17 protein-coding genes are annotated in these 19,691 nt (G+C 48.4%); 13 read left to right on the top strand and 4 right to left on the bottom strand.

What is annotated here, in order from left to right; all coding sequences use genetic code 11:
* Positions 1 to 663 precede the first annotated feature (663 nt).
* Positions 664 to 3,057, top strand: coding sequence for a TonB-dependent receptor (locus LL912_RS21860; RefSeq protein WP_235555741.1), 2,394 nt, complete (start codon positions 664 to 666; stop codon positions 3,055 to 3,057).
* 72 nt (positions 3,058 to 3,129) lie between these two features.
* Here LL912_RS21860 and pncA read toward each other — a convergent pair whose 3' ends face one another.
* Positions 3,130 to 3,729 (bottom strand): bifunctional nicotinamidase/pyrazinamidase, encoded by a 600-nt coding sequence (gene pncA / locus LL912_RS21855; RefSeq protein ID WP_235555740.1) that lies wholly within the window; start codon positions 3,727 to 3,729, stop codon positions 3,130 to 3,132.
* Between the two features lie 565 nt (positions 3,730 to 4,294).
* Here pncA and eno point away from each other — a divergent pair.
* From eno to LL912_RS21825, 6 genes are all read left to right on the top strand, one after another.
* Positions 4,295 to 5,587, top strand: a complete 1,293-nt coding sequence (eno, locus tag LL912_RS21850) for a phosphopyruvate hydratase (protein ID WP_235555739.1) — start codon at positions 4,295 to 4,297, stop codon at positions 5,585 to 5,587.
* A 111-nt stretch (positions 5,588 to 5,698) separates the two neighbouring features.
* The gene (locus LL912_RS21845) at positions 5,699 to 6,082 is read left to right on the top strand and encodes an FtsB family cell division protein (protein WP_235555738.1); all 384 of its coding nucleotides are present in this window, start codon (positions 5,699 to 5,701) and stop codon (positions 6,080 to 6,082) included.
* A gap of 322 nt (positions 6,083 to 6,404) precedes the next feature.
* Positions 6,405 to 8,120, top strand: coding sequence for a tetratricopeptide repeat protein (locus tag LL912_RS21840; protein WP_235555737.1), 1,716 nt, complete (start codon positions 6,405 to 6,407; stop codon positions 8,118 to 8,120).
* 169 nt (positions 8,121 to 8,289) lie between these two features.
* On the top strand, positions 8,290 to 8,814 hold the full coding sequence (locus LL912_RS21835; protein ID WP_235555736.1) for a hypothetical protein: 525 nt from the start codon (positions 8,290 to 8,292) through the stop codon (positions 8,812 to 8,814).
* A gap of 46 nt (positions 8,815 to 8,860) precedes the next feature.
* Positions 8,861 to 9,382: a phage tail protein gene (locus LL912_RS21830; RefSeq protein ID WP_235555735.1), complete on the top strand. Its 522-nt coding sequence runs from the start codon at positions 8,861 to 8,863 to the stop codon at positions 9,380 to 9,382.
* Between the two features lie 202 nt (positions 9,383 to 9,584).
* Positions 9,585 to 10,391 carry a hypothetical protein gene (locus LL912_RS21825; RefSeq protein WP_235555734.1) on the top strand — a complete coding sequence of 269 codons (807 nt, stop codon included), beginning with the start codon at positions 9,585 to 9,587 and terminating at the stop codon, positions 10,389 to 10,391.
* A 31-nt stretch (positions 10,392 to 10,422) separates the two neighbouring features.
* On the opposite strand, the gene LL912_RS21820 is transcribed toward LL912_RS21825, so the two are convergent.
* Entirely contained in the window at positions 10,423 to 11,247 is an 825-nt protein-coding gene (locus LL912_RS21820; RefSeq protein ID WP_235555733.1) for a phosphatase PAP2 family protein, read from the bottom strand.
* A gap of 220 nt (positions 11,248 to 11,467) precedes the next feature.
* Complete coding sequence (locus tag LL912_RS21815) at positions 11,468 to 12,562, bottom strand: adenylate/guanylate cyclase domain-containing protein (protein WP_235555732.1); 1,095 nt, start codon at positions 12,560 to 12,562, stop codon at positions 11,468 to 11,470.
* 382 nt (positions 12,563 to 12,944) lie between these two features.
* On the opposite strand from LL912_RS21815, the gene LL912_RS21810 reads away from it, so the two are divergent.
* Genes LL912_RS21810 through LL912_RS21785 form a run of 6 tightly spaced genes read left to right on the top strand, consistent with a single transcriptional unit; the run spans position 12,945 to position 16,625 of the window.
* Positions 12,945 to 13,445: a hypothetical protein gene (locus LL912_RS21810; protein ID WP_235555731.1), complete on the top strand. Its 501-nt coding sequence runs from the start codon at positions 12,945 to 12,947 to the stop codon at positions 13,443 to 13,445.
* 40 nt (positions 13,446 to 13,485) lie between these two features.
* Positions 13,486 to 14,004: a phage tail protein gene (locus LL912_RS21805; protein ID WP_235555730.1), complete on the top strand. Its 519-nt coding sequence runs from the start codon at positions 13,486 to 13,488 to the stop codon at positions 14,002 to 14,004.
* Between the two features lie 48 nt (positions 14,005 to 14,052).
* Positions 14,053 to 14,577 carry a phage tail protein gene (locus LL912_RS21800; RefSeq protein WP_235555729.1) on the top strand — a complete coding sequence of 175 codons (525 nt, stop codon included), beginning with the start codon at positions 14,053 to 14,055 and terminating at the stop codon, positions 14,575 to 14,577.
* A 59-nt stretch (positions 14,578 to 14,636) separates the two neighbouring features.
* A complete protein-coding gene (locus LL912_RS21795) occupies positions 14,637 to 15,158 on the top strand; it encodes a phage tail protein (protein ID WP_235555728.1) in 522 nt (173 codons plus the stop codon).
* Positions 15,159 to 15,173: 15 nt separating this feature from the next.
* On the top strand, positions 15,174 to 15,749 hold the full coding sequence (locus LL912_RS21790) for a leucine-rich repeat domain-containing protein (protein ID WP_235555727.1): 576 nt from the start codon (positions 15,174 to 15,176) through the stop codon (positions 15,747 to 15,749).
* 57 nt (positions 15,750 to 15,806) lie between these two features.
* Entirely contained in the window at positions 15,807 to 16,625 is an 819-nt protein-coding gene (locus tag LL912_RS21785) for a glycoside hydrolase family protein (protein ID WP_235555726.1), read from the top strand.
* Between the two features lie 362 nt (positions 16,626 to 16,987).
* Here the strand turns inward: LL912_RS21785 and LL912_RS21780 are convergent, their stop codons facing one another.
* Positions 16,988 to 19,345: a 3-hydroxyacyl-CoA dehydrogenase/enoyl-CoA hydratase family protein gene (locus LL912_RS21780; protein WP_235555725.1), complete on the bottom strand. Its 2,358-nt coding sequence runs from the start codon at positions 19,343 to 19,345 to the stop codon at positions 16,988 to 16,990.
* Between the last annotated feature and the right edge of the window lie 346 nt (positions 19,346 to 19,691).

The following is a 19,691-nucleotide window of genomic DNA, read 5'->3' as shown; positions in this document are numbered from 1 at the left end:
AGCTATCAGATTTTGAGATTCGAGACTTGAGACTTGAGATTTAAGAGTCGGGATTGAGATCTGGTCCCCCTTAAAAAAAGAGCGGCTGGTCATGGCTGCTTCCGTGCCTTTGTTCGGTATCAGCAGTAGCGGGCAATAGCCGAGCGGGGTTTGTTTTGCTTCAGGCTCAAAAATTGCAGGTCAGATCCCGCTCACAGCGATCTTTTTTATCCGTCAGCCCATCCTCAAAATTCGTAATCAGATCGAAAAAACAGAAAATGTGGATTACAAATCTGTATTCAAGTCAATCGTAATCAAACCATCCGATTACAAATTTTCTGATTACAAAATGACTCGCCCCGGTTCGTGTCGTCCTGGTTCGTGTCCCTACAAACCAGCATAGTCCTCACAACGACAGACGGCCCGCCACTTTTTCCCGATTTCGTAAATAATTTGTCTTGGTTCGTGCCCCCACGAACCAGCGTTACCTTCGACAACAACGGACTCCCCATCCAATTTTCCCGTTCTCGTAAATGTCCGTCCCGGTTCGTGTCCCTACAAACCAGCATAGTCCTCACAACGACAGACGCCCCGCCACTTTTTCCCGATTTCGTAAATGAATTTCCGCATTTAGAAAATGAAAGACCGGGAAAGAAGCGTCCTTTGCGGCGAAAATTAGAGTAAATGAGAAGATTTCTGCTGTTTTTAGTGACGTTAATGGCGCTTTTGAACGTGCATGCGCAAACCCATACCGGTAATATCGAGGGAGTGATCACCACCCCTGAGGGCAATCCGGTTCCAAATGTGAATATAACGATCAAGGGAAAGAAAAAACACGCTGTTACCAATGAGAAAGGCTATTTTGAATTTACGGAAATCCCCTATGGAGATTATATACTGATCTATTCATTCGAAGGCGAAACCAGCCAGGAAGTTCCGGTAACCGTTCCCCCGGTAAGCAGCGAAGCTTCTAAATACAATCTTTCTTTAAATGCGAGAGAGTTAAAAGAAGTGATCGTACGCATTGGCGGCAGCATTAACCAGGGTACGGCCCGGATCGGGAAATCCAATATCCCCATCATGGACCTGCCGCAGGCGGTTACCATCATCGGGCAATCGACGATTGAGAACCAGCAGGCACAGCGGCTGAGCGATGTTATAAAAAATGTAAACGGTATGTACCTGGGCACAACCAGGGGCAACACCCAGGAAACATTTTATGCGCGGGGATATAACCTGGGCAGCACCAACACCTTTAAGAACGGGTTCCGGGTAAACAGCGGTGCCATGCCCGAAATGAGCGCTATTGAAAGCGTGGAAGTATTAAAAGGCGGCACCGCGCTGTTATATGGTAATGTGGCTCCCGGTGGTATTGTAAACATGGTTACCAAAAAGCCCCGCTTCAATTTTGGTGGCGAAGTAAATATGCGGGTGGGTAGCTACGACTTGTACAAACCTTCTATCGATATCTATGGTCCGGTCAGCAAGTCCGTGGCCTACCGCCTGAACGGCACTTATGAAAAAGCCAATAGCTATCGCGACGGGGTACATTCCGAGCGTTACTATGTAAACCCCTCTTTACTGTTCAAATTGAGCGAAAAAACCAAACTGCTGGTGCAGGGCGATTACCTGCAGCACGAGTTCATCCCGGATTTCGGGATTGGCACCCTTACAGATAAAGCCAATGTATTTACCGATGGAAAAACAATTGCCCCTGTAGGCCGCAATGCATTTTTTGGTGCGCCCTGGCAATACGCCAAAACCAACCAGGCCACCGCATCGGCAGAGCTCAGCCATACATTCAATGACAACTGGCAGCTGAGCGCCCTGGCCGGTTATCAAAACTACGAAAGAGACTATTTTTCGCTGGAGCGCGTACAGGCCGACGTAAACGGCAAATGGAGAAGACCATTGGGCAAAACCAACAACAAGCAGGACTATTTTACAGGGCAGGTTAATGTGAACGGGCAATTCCAAACCGGCTCCATCGGGCACAAGGTATTGATTGGCATGGATGGCGAAAGGGACATCACCACTAACCTGGCTTCTACCTACACCGCCAGCAGCTTTTATGATACCATCAGCCTTACTGATCCTGCGGCCTATGTAGCCCGCACGGATATGCCCACAGATTGGAAATGGAGAACATCTGTTAAAAATCCCGTGTCCCGCTTTGGAGCATATCTGCAAGACCTGGTAACACTGTCCGATAAGTTCAAATTACTGGCCGGTGTCCGCTGGTCGTTGCAGCAAATAGATGCGCCGGTTACCGACTCCCTCTTAAACGGCAAGACGGCTAAGGGCAGATCACAGGTGGACCGCGCCTTTTCGCCAAGAGTGGGCCTGGTATACCAACCCACCATGCACACTTCGGTGTTTGCCAGCTACTCCAGTTCATTTACCCCCAACTCAGGACAGGATATCGATGGCAAAACCTTAAAACCTTCATTCATCGATCAATACGAATTGGGAGTGAAAAACGACTTCTTTGAAGGATTGCTGAGTGCCAACCTCACCCTCTACCGCATTGTCAACAGCAACCTTTCGCAACCTTCACAGGTCAACCCGCAGGCAAGGGAACTCACCGGACAAACCACCAGCGACGGTATTGAAGTAGATCTGAAAAGCCAGCCGATAAAAGGATGGGATATCCTGGCTGGGTATAGCTACAATAATATGCGCTATACAAGCACTTCGGGTAAATCCGGAAGCTATGTAGAAGGCCAGCGCCTGGTAAACACGCCTGCGCACACCGCCAATGCCACCACCTTTTATACCTTCCCCAAAGGACCGGTTAAAGGTCTGAAACTCGGCGCCGGTGTTTATTATACCGGCGAGCGGAACGCGGGATGGAATAACGATTATAAAGATGACAACGGCTCCATCAGAGACCGGCTGTTTACCGTAAAAGGGTTTGTAACCGCCGACCTGTCTGCGGGCTATACTTACCGGCAATGGTCCTTACTGGCGAAATTGTCCAACATCTCCAACACCTTTAACTATTATGTGCACGAAAACTACAGCGTAAACCCCATTCCTCCGCGGAGCTTTGTGGTAACCGCAGCCTTTAAGTTCTGATGATCTTTTTAAAATAAGCGAGCCCTGCAATGTATGTTGCGGGGCTTTTTTATGAGAAGGAGAATCGAAAGATCAGTTTTTAGCTTTCAGTTCTCCGCCCCATTCAACGAACTGCTGTTTCGTTCTTGCATACGCCACTGCATCGATGGGGAGCGTGGCATGGTCTACGATCACGGATTTCAGCCCCAGCTCCAACGCATCCAGCGCTGTAAAATAGACACAAAAATCAGCCGCCAGTCCGCATACATGCACTTCTTCAACGCCCCTTCCCTTCAGGTAATCGCCGAGGCCGGTCGATTTCAGATGGCCATTGTCAAAAAAACCACTGTAACTGTCAATCTCCGCGTCCATGCCCTTCCGGAAGATCGCCTCAATCTTCCGCTGATCAATATCCCGGTGCAGGTCCGCTCCGGGCTTGCCCTGCACGCAATGGTCTGGCCAAAGCGTTTGCGGGGCGCCCTTCCATTCGGTCACATCGAACGGACTTTTACCTTTGTGCTGCGATGCAAAACTTTTATGATCCGCCGGATGCCAGTCCTGGGTAGCTACCACCAGCTCATAATCCGCCTGCAAGCGGTTGATCACCGGAATGAGGGTATCACCTCCTGCCACCGGCAAGGCGCCGCCCGGTAAAAAATCATATTGCATGTCTACAATGATCAGGCTTTTCATAATGCATTGTTTTAGAAGGAAAGATAGGATATAGATGTGAGAATCGAGAGGCTGGAATTGAGATTTGAGCATTCAGCCTTCAGCATAATCTCCGGTTACCAGCGGACCCAACCTGGAACTTTAAACATTAAACGTGAAACTCCCCTCCGGAAATGTAAAATAACCAATGTAAAATATTAAATGTAAACGTGATGATCCCGTTCCTGCTCCCTCAACCTTCTTCGGCCAATATCCTGTAGACGTTAGACGCTAAATGTTAGACAACAGACATTTAGCAGCTGGTGTCTTACATGAAACACCAAACGGCCCCAACCTGGACCTTGAAAGATCAAACCTGAAACTTTACATTTCACATTTAACGAACCGATTGCTCACAGGAGATTTCTTCTCCATCCAGGATGCTCAACGCTGAATACTCAATTCTGAAATCTGTAATCTGAATTCCAAAACTCTCAACCGTTCGTTACCGAATCTTAATTTTTTATCCATAGTGTTTCCTGTACGCAAACGATTCGTTAACTTGCGGCCACAAATCAAATTTTAAAAAATTTTTCAATTTTTTCCAATGAGTTACATTTCAGAGGTATTTGCCAGACAAATTTTGGACAGCCGCGGTAATCCTACTATCGAGGTGGATGTACTAACAGACGAAGGGGCCCTTGGTCGCGCCGCCGTTCCAAGCGGAGCCAGCACCGGGATCCACGAAGCCGTGGAACTGCGCGACGGCGACAAGAAAAAATACCTGGGAAAGGGAACATTAAAAGCCGTTAAAAACGTAAATAATACCATCGCTCCTGCTTTGTTGGGATACGACGTAGCAGACCAAACCGGCATCGACCAGCTGATGATTGAGCTGGATGGTACGCCCAATAAAGGAAAATTAGGTGCCAACGCATTGCTGGCCGTAAGTATGGCGGCTGCCAAGGCTGCTGCAGAAGAAGCCGGACTGCCCCTGTACCGTTATGTGGGCGGTACCAATGCCAAAACCCTGCCCATCCCTATGATGAACATCCTCAACGGTGGTGCGCATGCTGATAACAAGATCGACTTCCAGGAATTTATGGTAATGCCCATAGGCGCTTCTACCTTCAGCGAAGGATTGCGCTGGGGTGTGGAAATCTTCCATGCCCTAAAATCGGTACTGAAGAAAAAAGGCTTTAGCACCAACGTGGGTGATGAAGGCGGTTTTGCACCCAATATTCAAAGCAACGAAGAAGCCATCGAAACCGTATTGGCGGCTATCGATGCTGCTGGTTATAAAGCCGGTTCACAAATCACCATCGCTATGGATGCCGCCAATAGCGAGCTCTGGGATGCCAAAAAGAAAAAATATGTGTTCCATAAAAGCAGCGGCAAGGCATTAAGCAGCGATGAGCTGGTAAAATTCTGGGAAAGCTGGGTTAAACAATACCCCATTGTAAGCATTGAAGACGGTATGGCTGAAGACGACTGGAAAGGATGGGCAGCCTTAACCCAGGCAGTAGGCGATAAATGCCAGCTGGTGGGCGACGACCTGTTTGTAACCAACGTAACCCGCCTGCAGCAAGGTATTGATAAAAGCATTGCCAATGGCCTGCTGGTAAAAGTAAACCAGATCGGTACCATTACGGAAACCATCAATGCGGTAACCCTGGCGCAGCACAACGGCTATAACACCATCATGAGCCACAGAAGCGGTGAAACCGAGGATACTACCATCGCCGACCTGGCCGTAGCCCTGAATTGCGGACAGATCAAAACCGGTTCTGCAAGCCGTACCGACCGGATCGCCAAATACAACCAGCTGATCCGCATCGAAGAACAATTGGGTGAAAGCGCGGTTTATCCAAAAGGAACCATTAAATTTGGTAAGAAATAATTTTTAGGTCATCGTTAGTGCATATGGCACCGGTCTTGCGTCGCACACTTCAACTGCGTGCATCAATCGACTGATTTCATTAGCACATTTTCAAATCAGCACATTAGTAGCATGGAAACATTTGTTGACTTTGTTCCGGAAAAAGAACCCGCGCAGGAAGCAGCTCCGCAAAAGCCGCGCAAGGCGCTCAGCAAAATTTCACGGTTCCTGACCAATAAATTTTTCCTGGCTACTGTAGGCTTTTTGGCCATCATGCTGTTCCTTGACAAGAACGACCTGTTCTCCATTATGGAACGTCGCAAGGAACTCAATGACCTGGAACTGAGCAAAGAGCATTACAATAAAGAGCTGATTGAGCTGCATAAGATCAAAAATGACCTGGAAACGGATCCGGCCACCATCGAAAAGCTGGCCCGGGAAAAATACCTGATGAAACGGAACAATGAGGACATTTTTCTTACTGAGGATCAAACCAAATTAAAACAGGCTGAATAATTTTACAGATTGTATATAAACACCCGGAGCCAGCGCTTTGGGTGTTTTTTTATGGGGGTACCTGCCAGGGACAGCTTGGACCGGGGCGGCTTGTACTTTTCGAAGGTCAGGGTTGCAAATGCCTCACAAAATTGCTACTGGCCCCATTATCCCTGTGCCTCCCGTCATCCACGTCCAAGCTGCCCCCCAACAATGCCCCTCACTATTTTTGGCTATCTGCTGTCTTTTTCACTTTTGTAACTTTACTACGGGCAATGTGTTTTCCCGCTTACATGTGCACCAACGCTTTGCCATTCTTTCAACAGCTTCCAAAATTACCCGCATGAATCATTTTGCAATTCTGTCGGCCATATGCCTCTTAACCGCCGGCTGCAAGGTATCCCCCAAAAAAGCAGAGCAGGCATCCGTTGTCACAAAAAAAGAAACGGTCGGGTGCGCTCCGGCCACTACTGATCAGGCATGGTATGCGTCAGGCACCAAGGCTCCCCTGTTTAAAGGGTTGGACGGTATCCGGTTTAAAATTTCCACTTCCAGCAAGGAAGCCCAGGATTATTTCAACCAGGGTATGATGTTGGCCTATGGCTTTAATCATGCAGAGGCGGCCCGTTCTTTTTTTGAAGCTACACGGCTCGATTCCAGTTGTGCCATGGCCTACTGGGGCTTTGCCTACGTGCTGGGCCCCAATTACAATGCAGGCATGGAAGATGACAATTATCAGCGGGCCTGGCAGGCGGCTCAAAAAGCACTTTCCCTGGCCGGCAGTTGTACGCCAAAAGAAAAAGCGCTGATCAGGGCCCTGGGCGTCCGGTATACAGCGCAGGCTCCAAAAAGCCGGGGGCATCTCGACAGCGCTTTTGCCGGGGCTATGAAAACCGTATATGATGCATACCCCAATGACCCAGACGTGAGCGCGCTGTATGCAGAATCATTAATGGATCTCCACCCCTGGGATCTGTATGATAAAAAAACAAAGGCGCCCAAACCCTGGACGCCTGAAATTGTAACGATACTTGAAAAGCTGATCCGTCAATACCCCGAACATCCCGGTGCACCGCATTTCTACATCCACGCCGTGGAAGCGTCCAAAACACCGGAAAAGGGATTAGCCAGTGCGCAGCTGCTGATGCAGCTGGTACCCGGCTCCGGGCACTTGCTGCATATGCCCTCGCATATCTATATCTGGACGGGGGATTATCACCTGGGCTCCCTTGCCAACCTCAACGCCATCAGGGCCGACAGCATCTATGTAACCACCTGTCATGCACAGGGTGCCTATCCCCTGGCCTACTACTTGCATAATTACCATTACCTGGCCGCCACAGCCACCTTTGAAGGGAACACAAAGCTGGCATGGATGGCTGCTAAACAGCTGCGGGAGAAAACGGCAACGAATGTAATGACGCAGCCCGGGTGGGGCACGCTTCAACACTATTATACCATCCCTTATTTTGTAGCCGTAAAATTGGCGCTATGGGACAGTATCCTGGCAATAAAGCAGGAGCGAAAAGACCTTGTTTACCCCCGCGCCATACAGCATTATGCGAAAGGTATGTCACTGTTGGCAAAAAAGGAGATTGCCGGAGCACAGAAGGAACTGACCTTACTCAATGAACTGGCTGCCGACACTGTATTAAAAGCAATGACCATCTGGAATATCAATAGCATGAACGACATTGTACAGATCGCAGTGCATATGCTTACAGCAGAAATGCACCTGAATAAAAAGGAATACGATAGCGCTGTTGCGTCTTTCAACATGGCCGTTGCTATTGAAGACAACCTGAATTATAACGAGCCTCCTGACTGGTTTTTTTCTGTGCGGCACCATCTGGGGGCTGCACTGCTACAGGCCGGGAAATACAGCCAGGCGGAAAAAATATACCGCGAGGACCTGGAAACCTGGAAAGAGAACGGATGGGCTCTGGCAGGGTTGCAGCAAGCCCTGGAAAAACAGGGAAAAGAGCAAGAAGCCCGGCATACCGGCGAGCGATTGGTCAGGGCCTGGCAGTATGCAGATGTGAATCTGGCTTCTTATTAAAATCCTGACTTTATCGCCAGATTTAGCGATTCCCACCCGCTTATTTCTTTCTTATTTTTATCTTTTGTAGCCGTTCAACAACTTGTAAATAAGAGCGCACCGGAAAAATGAAAGGAAAACATTCAGTAGTCCGGCTCTCTAAACAGTCAGCATATCAAAACTGAAACGAATGCAAACAGTCCAATCAGGCCGAAGAATCTTTTTAAGCAACCTGGCCTTATTAACAGCAGGCACATTATGGGGCGGAACGGTTTCCCCGCTCTTTTCAGACAACGGGGTTATTGCAGGGCCTGAGTCCACCTGGGAAGCCCTTTGCCGCCGGTATAAAGGAGCTCCGGACAACAGGGTGCTAAGAACGAAAAAAGAATCCCCCTCCTGTCAGGGACATACACACCGGGAAGGGCCGCTCATGCATTTTCCTGAAGAAAACATATGGGCACAACCGGTTTGGATCTACTGGGCAAACAATAAAGGTCCATCAGACCTTATTGTGCATTTTTACCAGCGCGATAATTCGGTGATTACCCTGAACCAGTACGAACTGCAGGCTTTATTAAAACGGGGGAATGAGCCCTCAAAAAATGAGACCGGTTTGTTAGCGCCATTTTTAAAGATAAACGACAATGGCCTGCGCGCGCCGGTTGTTCAAACCACGGTGTATCGCAATAAAATCAAAACAGCATATATATCCTAGTTTTCCTCATCTATCATATTTCCTCACCTCTTCTAAATATTCAATTATGGACCCCTTTTTAAGTATGATCGTATTGTTTGGTTGCAATTTCGCTCCACGCGGATGGGCTTTCTGCCAGGGCCAGCTATTATCCATTGCCCAGAATACAGCGCTGTTTTCCTTGCTGGGAACTACCTATGGCGGCAATGGACAAACCACTTTTGCACTACCCGATCTGCGGGGAAGGGTGCCCATCGGGTTCGGACAGGGGCCCGGGCTTTCTTCATATGCCCTCGGACAACAGGGCGGCGCAGAGACGGTGACATTGCTGTTGAGCCAGATGCCGGCACATACCCATGCCTTTATGGCTACTGCAGAGGCAGGAGACACCTCCGACCCTACCGGTGCATTCCCGGCCAATACAGGAACGCTCGATAAAGAATATAAGCAATCTCCGGTCAATAAGGTGGCTATGAATGCAGCAGCGGTGGAAACCAAGGGCGGCAGCCAGCCGCATACAAATATACAGCCCTACCTGGCGCTGAACTATTGTATTGCACTTGAAGGCATTTTCCCGTCGCGCAATTAATATTAAAAGCGGCATATGATCGGTTTAAGTTGGTGGATCAACCGAAACTGCAGTAACAATACATTTCCAATGACTGTTTTCCGGCAGCCGGCCCCAGCTTATATTGATGTTGAAGAGTTTTAAACAGCTCCAGTTAACACACATTGCAGCCCGACGGAGGCGCAATGTGCTTTATATAAGTTTCCTCTAAAAAGGCCGAAAAATGAAAAAGATTTTTTTATTATTTGTCACGCTGGCCGTTTTTCTGTCAACGGCCGCACAAATCATACAGGTTTCCGGAGGCTGCGTAGACATTCCCGTTGCCCTGGCACAGGTTGGTACGGTTAATGGCAAACCCGCCTATTCGGGAACCGGAACCGTTGCAGGGCAAATCGGTACGGTGATCAATGTATACTGGCTGGGCCCACCGGATAACGTTTGGGTGGTGGATTACGACGGGCAGCCCTATTTCTCCTGTTCAAAAGATACACCACTTCCTCCCGGTACCAGCGCCTTTCCATGGACAGCTGTAACCCCGGCCCCCTGTCCCAGTCCTGCCCCGTTACAAGTAACGGGCGATGTGGCGTTATGGGTGGCCTTTGGTGCTATTTCGGCAGACATCAAAAAGAATGTGCTTTCTGTACACTGGGAGTCGCTTACCGAAGTAGACAATGATCATTTTGAAATAGAAGCATCAAGGGACGGGGTTATGTTTATTCCCATCGCAACTGTAGTATCCAAGGCCGAAAACGGGAACAGCAGTGCCACCATCGGTTATGACTGGAACTCGGGAGGTATGGTTTCGTTGGCAGCTCTAGGCGGCATGGCTCTGGTAGTGTTATTGTGGATGTGTTCAAGACGCAGCCGGGTTGCATTGGCCGGTCTGTGCATCATCCTGCTGTGCACGCCCGGCTGTACTAAAACAAAGGACATTGATGCCAAAGACAAACCCAATTATATCCGCATTGCCCATGTTGGAAAAGATGGTGTTAAGCTCTATTCCAGGATCGTAAAAATTGTGGAAGAATAGCATATCCGGGTGCATTTCAGAAAAACGATGGCTAACGCCATACGAACTCCAGACCCGTGCGTTTCTTTACCCGGTTGTTTTTAAATACGGACCGGGTTACAAAATAACCAAGGCTGGCCCCGATCCAAACATCGCTGGACCAGTGCCGGTTATGATAGATACGGGAAACACCGGTAAGCCCGGCAATGCTGTAGGCTACCCAGGGTATCCACCGGTGCTGTTTGCCATAGGCTTCGGAAACGGCGGTAGCCAGCGTCATCACTGTTAAGGTATGACCGGAAGGAAATGAGGTATGGTATCGGTCGCCGGAGAAAGGCGGATAAAAATCGAGGTTGTGATCGGTATAAGCAGGCCGGTTCCGGCGGATCATCGACTTTGTCAGGAGGTACAGCGAGGTAGAAATGGCATAGGATTTAAAGGTGAGCAGTGCCGTGTTTTTAAGTTCCCGGTTCTTAATAACGGCACCAGCTACATACATGCCCGCCATAATATAAGGCGAATAGCGATTGCCGAAGGGCTCAACAATATTGGCCACGCTGTTAACAAAGGGGTGCTGATTTTGCTGAGCGAACCATTTGATTTCTTTATCCGCCAGCAGCAGCGCGCCCGCTGTTCCCATCACAATACCCAGGTTCCGCAGATCGCGGCCCTGCCAATGCACCGGCCGTGTAACCACATATGTTGCATCTGAAAAAATGCTTTTCAAAAAAGCACCGTTCAGCCGGTATCTGATCAGGCTGTCTTCTTCCACACTATCTTTCAGAAGCGCTGTTGCAGAAGCCGTCTCCCGGATGCCGCTGTCCCGAACCGCTTTTTCTATCGTAATATTACTCGTGTCTTTATTGGGAACGTTCAACGAGGTTTGTGCTCCGCAAAAATGAGACAGCGCTAAAAACAGCCAGCAGTATAGAATGTATATTACAGGATACAGAGGAAATTTGTTTCTTACAAAAATAGGGGAATGTGTTTCAATAGAGCACATCCTCTGGGCGCTTCAGTTTATTTCGGACAGCGGGGCAACGGCGCAATACAATTCAACGCTTTCCGGCGTGCCGAGAACCGTTACCGTCCCGAGATCACTCAAACTCCAGCGAAAAAAGCGGTTCCTTCTCCAGCCTTCCTTTCAACTCCATTTCCCCGATGCTGGTAATTCTATACGCAAACGGCTGGTAAAAATCCTGCATAAACCCTCCCGATAAAATAAAAGATTGCTGCAGTTCATGACATTTACCCCGCAGTCTTGCAGCCGTGTTCAGCGTATCGCCGCTATACACCAGGTCTTTTTTTATAATGCCTACAAAGCCCGATGTAACTTCACCGCTATGGATGCCCGCCTTGAATGTTGGAGCTACGGTGTATTGCCCAGTATAATATTTCTCCCTTCGTTTTAAAATATAGAAGGCCTGCCGGATAAACCGCAGTGCATAGATTTTATGCTCCGGTGACTCTTTCCAGGAAAGCACCACCTCATCCCCCACATACTGGTAAATTTCCCCGCCATTGGCCAGCACCGGGTTGGTGATATCTGAAAAGAAGTCTTTCAGCAGTAAAAAATATTGTTCATGGCCGATCCTTTCAGCAATGGTGGTGGCATTATTAATGTCCAGGAAAATAAAGATCCGTCTTTCTTTCTTCGGCCGGTGATATTCTCCCCGCATCATGCTCCAGAATCCGCCGGGCCCGTACTTGTCGGTTACCTCCAGCAATACCAGCGAAATAAGCGTCAGCAATCCCAGATCTGTCATCAGGATCAGGAACCCCCTCGTAAAAAAAATATCCTCAAAAAACCGTGTAGTAAATCCGGAAAGGCTTCCATGATAACTAAAAACAAAATACCCCGCCAGCATGCAAAAGGCCACCACTACAAACAAGCCAAAAGCCAGCGCCAGCTTCAACAGGAATGCAATCCATAAAGGGTGCCTGCGGAAAGCCGTTTTTAAATAAAAAATCAGCGCCGAAGAAATCACCAGACCAATGAGAGCAAACGCAATGCAAAAAATGAACGGCGACCGGTTACTCAGTAACTGCCTTTCAATTTCAAGGATGTTAAACAGAAAAAGGAATCCAAACAGGATCCAGATCACGGAAAGGATCAGCAGCATTTTCAACCTGAAATATAGGATACGTTTGGAAAGCATAGTCGTTACAGCATCTGAATGCAAAATTAACATCGAAATGATATACCGCAATATATCCCGTCCGGGCCGAACCGGATTTTGTTCAAACCAAACGCCCATATATGGCCCGCCAACGGTCGTTTTACGTCCGGCATCGGCAGTATCAAACAAAAAAATTTAAATACGCGGGCTCATGTTAGATCAAAAAACTCTACCTTCACGCTATAAAACCAACCGTTTAACAGAGATGACCTTTCGACTGCTGCTGCTATACGTTTAGTTTTATTGTGGATATCTATTTTCGTTAATACATGACAGATAGTTGCGTATTCCTGTAGCAGGTCTATAATGAGCAAACAATACGATGCTCGCTGCTCCTGACTGCAGTATTTTAAAAAAGCGGCTTTTGCTGTGTTTAGATTAAAAAGATCATTAAATGCCTTCTAACCGACGCGTTTTTTTAAGTAGCCTGGCTGCGCTTGCGGCCGGTGCAGCACTGGGTCAAAACTGTATTGCCCCACCCCCTGCTCCTGCTTCAGATCTCGAATTGCTTTGGAAAGCCCTGTGCAGAAAGTATCAGGTAGTGCCCCATAACTGCCAGCCGGAACAAAAAAAGAAACTGGCTCCCTGCAAAGGGCACACGTACAAAGAAGCAGCCCCTGTTTTTTTTCCAAACGAGCGGATCATTGCGCAGCCCGTCTGGATTTACTGGGATTGTAATCCTGCTAAGCCTTCTGATGTGGTGATCCATTGCTACCAGGCTGGTAACGCTGTTGCCAGTTTGAACCAGTTTGAATTAAAATTAATGGCGACAGCAGACACGGATACCTCTCCGAAGCTGACACAGTACCTGCAGCGTAATGCCCATGCACAGCGCATTTCCCCGGCCAGGACCCTTGTTTACCAAAGAAACAAAACCACCACCGTTTACGTATAGTTTTTTTTAACCCTTTCGATTATTTTTTAATTATTAGCATATGGAACCCCTTTTAGGTTTTATTGCCATGTTTGGTTTCAATTTTGCGCCCAGGGGATGGGCCTTCTGCCAGGGGCAGACTATGTCCATAGCCCAGAACCAGGCATTGTTTGCATTGTTAGGCACGTATTATGGAGGCAATGGCGTCAACACATTCAATCTGCCCGATTTAAGAGGAAGAGTACCCATTCATAGCGGTATGTCCAACTATGGCCCTTCATATAACCTGGGGCAAATGGGTGGAAGCGAAAGCACACAGTTACGTATAAACCATTTGCCCAGTCACACACACGAAATCAGTGCCGTTTCCGAAACGGGAGACACCGAATTGCCCACCGGTGCATACCTGGCCAATACCGGGCCGCTGAACTACGGGTATAAAGCAAGCGGCACCAAAACACAAATGAATGCGGGAATGATGGGCAGCAGCGGTAATAATGAACCGGTCAGTAATATGCAGCCCTTCCTGGTACTTAATTTCTGTATTGCACTGAACGGCGTTTTTCCATCAAGAAATTAAAACAACTTCGTATTGCCACTCCTTGGTATAACATAAAATCACTTTAACATGAATGAACCTTTTCTTGGTATGATTGGGATGTTCGGTTTTGATTTTGCTCCCCGGAACTGGGCCTCCTGTAACGGGCAAATCATTGCATTAAGATCAAACACAGCGCTTTTTGCACTGCTGGGCACTACCTACGGAGGCGATGGTGTTAATACATTTGCCTTACCGAATTTAGCAGGCAGGGCACCCGTGGGTGCTACCGGGCAGGGACCGGGCTTAAGCAATTATATAATGGGGCAGCAGGCGGGAGTCCCAAACATATCATTGACATTCCAACATCTGCCCGCTCATAATCATACCATTAATGCATTTACCGATGCCGGCAATACCGAAAACCCGGCAGGAGCCAACCCTGCCAATACCGGGAAACTGGATAAGGAATACCGTTCTTCCGGAACCATGGTTAAAATGCAACCGGGGATGGTAGGCGCTGTTGGCAGCAACACTCCCTTTTCTATACAACAGCCCTTCCTGGTTGTTAATTATTGCATTGCACTGACCGGCATTTTCCCGGCAAGATCCTGATCGTGGAAAAGGACAACGAAAATAACTTTTACAACAATGAACATTCAAAATAACAGCAGATGGAACCTTTTCTTGGCATGATAGCACTCTTCGGATTTAACTTTGCTCCCCTGGGGTGGACATACTGTAACGGCCAGCTTTTGCCGATTGCGCAAAATGACGCATTGTTTGCGTTACTGGGAACCACATTTGGCGGTGATGGCATCACTACGTTTGCCCTACCCGACCTAAGGGGGAGGGTACCCATCGGGATGGGAGCGAGCACACCAAACACAAGCAATCGCAACATAGGAGAAAATGGAGGAACTGAAACTGCGACCCTTACAACAGCCAATCTTCCGGCCCATAATCACCCGGTTTTTGCGGTTGCAGAAGCGGGTGATGCATCGGCTCCTGCGGGTGCGTACCTGGCCAACACGGGTACGCCGGATAAAGAATACCGAACAACCGGCACTGCCGTTACAATGCATGCCAACATGGTGCAGCCGGCGGGATTGCAACAGCCTTACGCTGTTATTCAGCCCGTTCTCGGGTTAAACTTCTGTATCAGTACAGAGGGCATCTTTCCTTCACGAGGTTAATAAAACGACATCATCATGAGCAGCTTAAATTGGTGGAACAACCTGGAGCAACAGTGGAAACAGGCATTCGAAGTAACCTTTTTTCGCAGTACGGCTACACCGTCTATTTCGGATCTTGAGCAATTGCAAAATACAACCGTTTTAAGACTTGTAGGACCAAGGGCCCCTTATCCCAATATGGATTTTGAGCTTACGAACCTCTCTGGCATCGCGGCCCTGCAACAGTTGGAAATCCTGGTTGTTACGCACCAGCAAATCAAAGACCTTCAACTGCTGGCATCCCTTAAAAATCTCAAATCTCTGTTTTTATTTAACAACCAGATCGAAAGCCTGGAAGGAATTGAAGGGCTCACGGACCTCGAACAACTATACATACAATTCAATAACATCGCTTCTTTAACGCCGCTGCAACAGTTGACACAGTTAAAAGAGGTATATATCCACCACAATGCGCTTACATCCCTGGATGGCTTAACAGAAACCCATTCCGACAACCTGGCGACCTTCTTTTGTCTGCCGAACAGCGGATTGAAGCAAAAAGAAATCATCCGTGCGGAAAATCATCTGGGTATTCGCTGCAGAAGTGTTTAGCCGGTGTTTCTTAACAAAAACGCGTTTTCACCCATTATATACCCTCAAAACTTTTATATGAAAAAGATAATTTCCTTATTGCTCTTTCTTTTTTGCTGCTGCGGCCTGTACGCACAAAACATACTGGTTACCGGGGGCTGCATGGCCAGCACATATACGCTTACTCCCTCCGGCACCTATAATGGGAAAACCTATTATGAAACAACCGGTACCGTAGCAGGGAATACCGGTGTTGCTATTGCTGTTTTCTGGATGGGGGCGCCCGACAATGTTTGGGTACTGGCTTACGATGGCCAACCCTACTATTCCAGCAACAAGGATACCCCCAAACCGCCTGGCACTACTGCATTTACCTGGACCGCTACCCAACCCGCACCCTGTCCCTCCCCGGGCCCCTTGTCCGTTACAGGCGATGTGGCACTGTGGGTAACATTTGGTGCGGTTTCTGCTCATACCACAAACAGCAGTCTGTATGTAAACTGGCAAACAGTTACCGAAAAGAATAATGATCATTTTGAGATCGAGGCTTCAGCAGACGGAGAACATTTTGTGTCCCTTGCCACGATTCGCTCAAAAGCCGGCAACGGAAACAGCAATGAGCCCATCAGTTATGAATGGAATATCGGTATCAATGCGCTTTCTCAAATGATGCTACCAGTTGCTGCCGCGGCGCTCTTTCTTTTAATGGCATGCTATCGCAGGAAAAATGCATTCCTGCTCCTATCCCTCTTTACGATTATTACAGGCACGGCTGTGGGCTGCAAAAAGAACCACAGCGAAATTACGGGCAACACGCCTTCATTTATCCGTATTGCACAGATAGATACAGACGGCACAAAAACTTATTCTAAAATCGTAAAGGTTGTGCAGGAATAAGCAGGATTCAAAAGGTTCTGTACAATAAAAAAATGCATCCGGCAGTTATGCTTCATTTATCGCCCTGGCCGCTTCCGGGATGGTTTGTTTGAGATCTTTATTGGTACTGATCAGCGGCAGCAGCTTGCACTCCTTTTGCTGCCGGGCGTTTTAAAAATGAATTGTATTCAAAGGCGCTTAAACCAGTTCATGATGCCCCCGGCTTTTCTTGGTTGCCATTTGTACTGCAGCACAAGCGAGCGTGGCAAGAAAGCTGATAGCAGCACTCAGCTGATCCAATTATTAATCGTATTGTTTTCTTAAGCGATTTTTTATAATTGCTGCAGGCACACAGTTTGTACCTGCAGCAATTATATACGGGTTTAATTCCGCACCGGCTTACCGGTCTTGATCACACTCTGCAGCCGCTCCAATGTTTTACGTTCTCCACAGAGGGATAAAAAGTGCTGCCGTTCCAGGTCGAGCAGGTATTGTTCGGATACCAGGGTAGGTTCGCTGAGATCGCCGCCGCACATAACATAGGCCAGTTTTTTGGCTACCAGTGCATCATGGTCGGTTGCATAATTCCCCTTCTGCATCGCATTGATGCCAGCCAGCAAGGCCCCAAGCACGCCACGCCCCTGCACCTTAATATCCATTCTGGGAACCGGTGCTACATATCCGCTATCATACAGTTCGATTACACTCCGCTTTGCTGCTGCAATACGCCGGTCCTGGTTAGCCACCACTTCATCAAGCCCCCTGCGGTAAATGCCCAGTTCAAAAGCTTCAGCCGCCGAAGTGCTTACTTTTGCCGTGGCGATGGTCAGGAACCGGTTCTGAAGCGGAATATTTTCCGGCTCACCGTTCTGCACTTCATCTGCTGCCCGCAGCGCAAATTCCTTGGTACCGCCTCCGCCCGGGATCAGCCCCACACCCAATTCTACCAGTCCGGTATAGGTTTCAGCTGCGGCACATACCTTGTCTGCATGCAGGCTCAGCTCACAGCCACCGCCCAATGCCAGGCCATGAGGTGCCACAATTACCGGCACCGATGCATAACGGGCCCGCATCGTTGTATTCTGGAAAAGCCGCACGGCCATATCCAGTTCGTCATATTCCTGCTCTACTGCCAGCATAAAGATCATTCCTACATTGGCTCCTGCGGAAAAATTAGCACCTTCATTGGCAATCACCAGGCCTTTAAAATCTTTCTCTGCCTTTTCTATCGATGTTTGAATGCCGCTGAGCACATCACCGCCGATAGTGCCCATCTTAGTGTTCCATTGCAGGGCCAGCACTTCATCGCCGATATCATACAACCGGCAGCTATTATTCTTCCATACGAGCTGATCACGATAATTGCTTAAAATAATAAAGGCATCGCTTCCGGGCAGGAATTTATAGGTCTTCGTTCCGGGATCATACGCCTTCCGTTTCCCGTTCTCTACGATATAAAATGTCTGGTGGCCTGCTGCCAGCATTTCCTCTACCCAGACCGCTACTGAAACACCGGCCGCTTTCATCGCGGCTACCGATCCGGCCACACCTACCGCATCCCAGCTTTCAAACGGACCGATCTCCCAGCCAAATCCGGCCTTCATGGCATCATCAATCCGGTACAGTTCATCGCTGATCTCCGGTATCCGGTGGCTCACATAGGCAAACAGCAGTTGGTGAAATTTCCGGTAAAACTCGCCCGCCTTGTCCTGCCCACCTATGAGCATTTTCAGTTTCGCAGGCAGCGCTTCAACCAGCTTCGCCGCCTCCAGGCTGGCAAACTTTGGCTTTACACGAGGCCCGTATTCAAAGGTTTTCAGATCCAGCGTAAGGATTTCCGAAGCGCCTTTATCGTTTTTGATCTTCTTAAAAAATCCCTGCCCGGTTTTATCACCCAGCCACTTATTCGCAACCATTTTTTCCAGCCATGCCGGGATCACGAATAACTGTTTGGCCTCATCCTCCGGACAATTTTCAAATACACCGTTGGCTACTTTTACCAGGGTATCAATACCCACTACATCCGCCGTGCGGAAGGTAGCCGACTTGGGACGACCGATTACCGGCCCGGTAAGGGCCTCTATTTCATCAATGCCCAGCCCCAGCTGATCCATCAGGGAAAAGATGGCCATAATGCTGAATACACCTACCCGGTTGGCAATAAATGCCGGTGTGTCTTTACAAAGCACCGTTGTTTTACCCAGGATGCGATCCCCGAATTCCATCAGGAAACCGGTCACTTCCGGATCGGTGTCAGGGGTTGGAATGATTTCCAGCAACCGGAGATAGCGCGGAGGATTAAAGAAATGCGTACCGCAGAAATGCTTCTTAAAATCATCACTGCGCCCCTGGGTCATCAGGTGAATCGGAATCCCCGAGGTGTTGGAGGTAATAAGCGTTCCCGGTTTCCGGTATTGCTCTACCCTTTCAAACAATTGTTGTTTAATATCCAGACGTTCAATCACCACCTCAATCACCCAGTCGCACCCGGCGATCTTATTCAGATCGTCCTCAAAATTCCCGGTGGCAATTTTTTGCACTACATCCTTTGTATATACCGGTGATGGGCTGCTTTTAACAGCTGCTGCCAACGCGTCCTTTACGATCTTGTTTTTATCTGCTCCTTCAGCGGCCATATCCAGCAATAATACCGGTATACCCACTCCTGCAAAATGACAGGCAATGCGTGATCCCATGACCCCGCTTCCAAGAACGGCAACACTCTTTATGATCCTTTTCATATACATATGTTTAACATTGAACCGGGTCTGCAACAGCCGTCCGCATCCTTTAATCAGTAAAACAGGTGCTTTGCTGCTATCGTCACCCGGTAACTCTTTTCATTGATTCCGGTACAAACAACAATTAGTTAGATAAACAACTATCTACTGTGAAGTTAAGGAGAAAAACAGCAACATTCAAAAAACAACAGCGGGAAGAAGGACTTGTTTACCCGCCTCAACACCCACCGCTCTTTTGTTTTTAGCATCGTGATCCCCGCCAATTCCGGGTTCCGGCGGCATTGCCGGAAGATGGCACTGTGTGTTTACCTGGCCAGGATGTGACTTTGCCGATTTTATTTCTTGT

This window comes from Niabella agricola, from assembly GCF_021538615.1.
In the GTDB taxonomy this organism is placed as follows: domain Bacteria; phylum Bacteroidota; class Bacteroidia; order Chitinophagales; family Chitinophagaceae; genus Niabella; species Niabella agricola.
The sequence above is the reverse complement of the archived record's forward strand: the minus strand, read 5'-3'. Positions and strand labels throughout refer to the sequence as shown.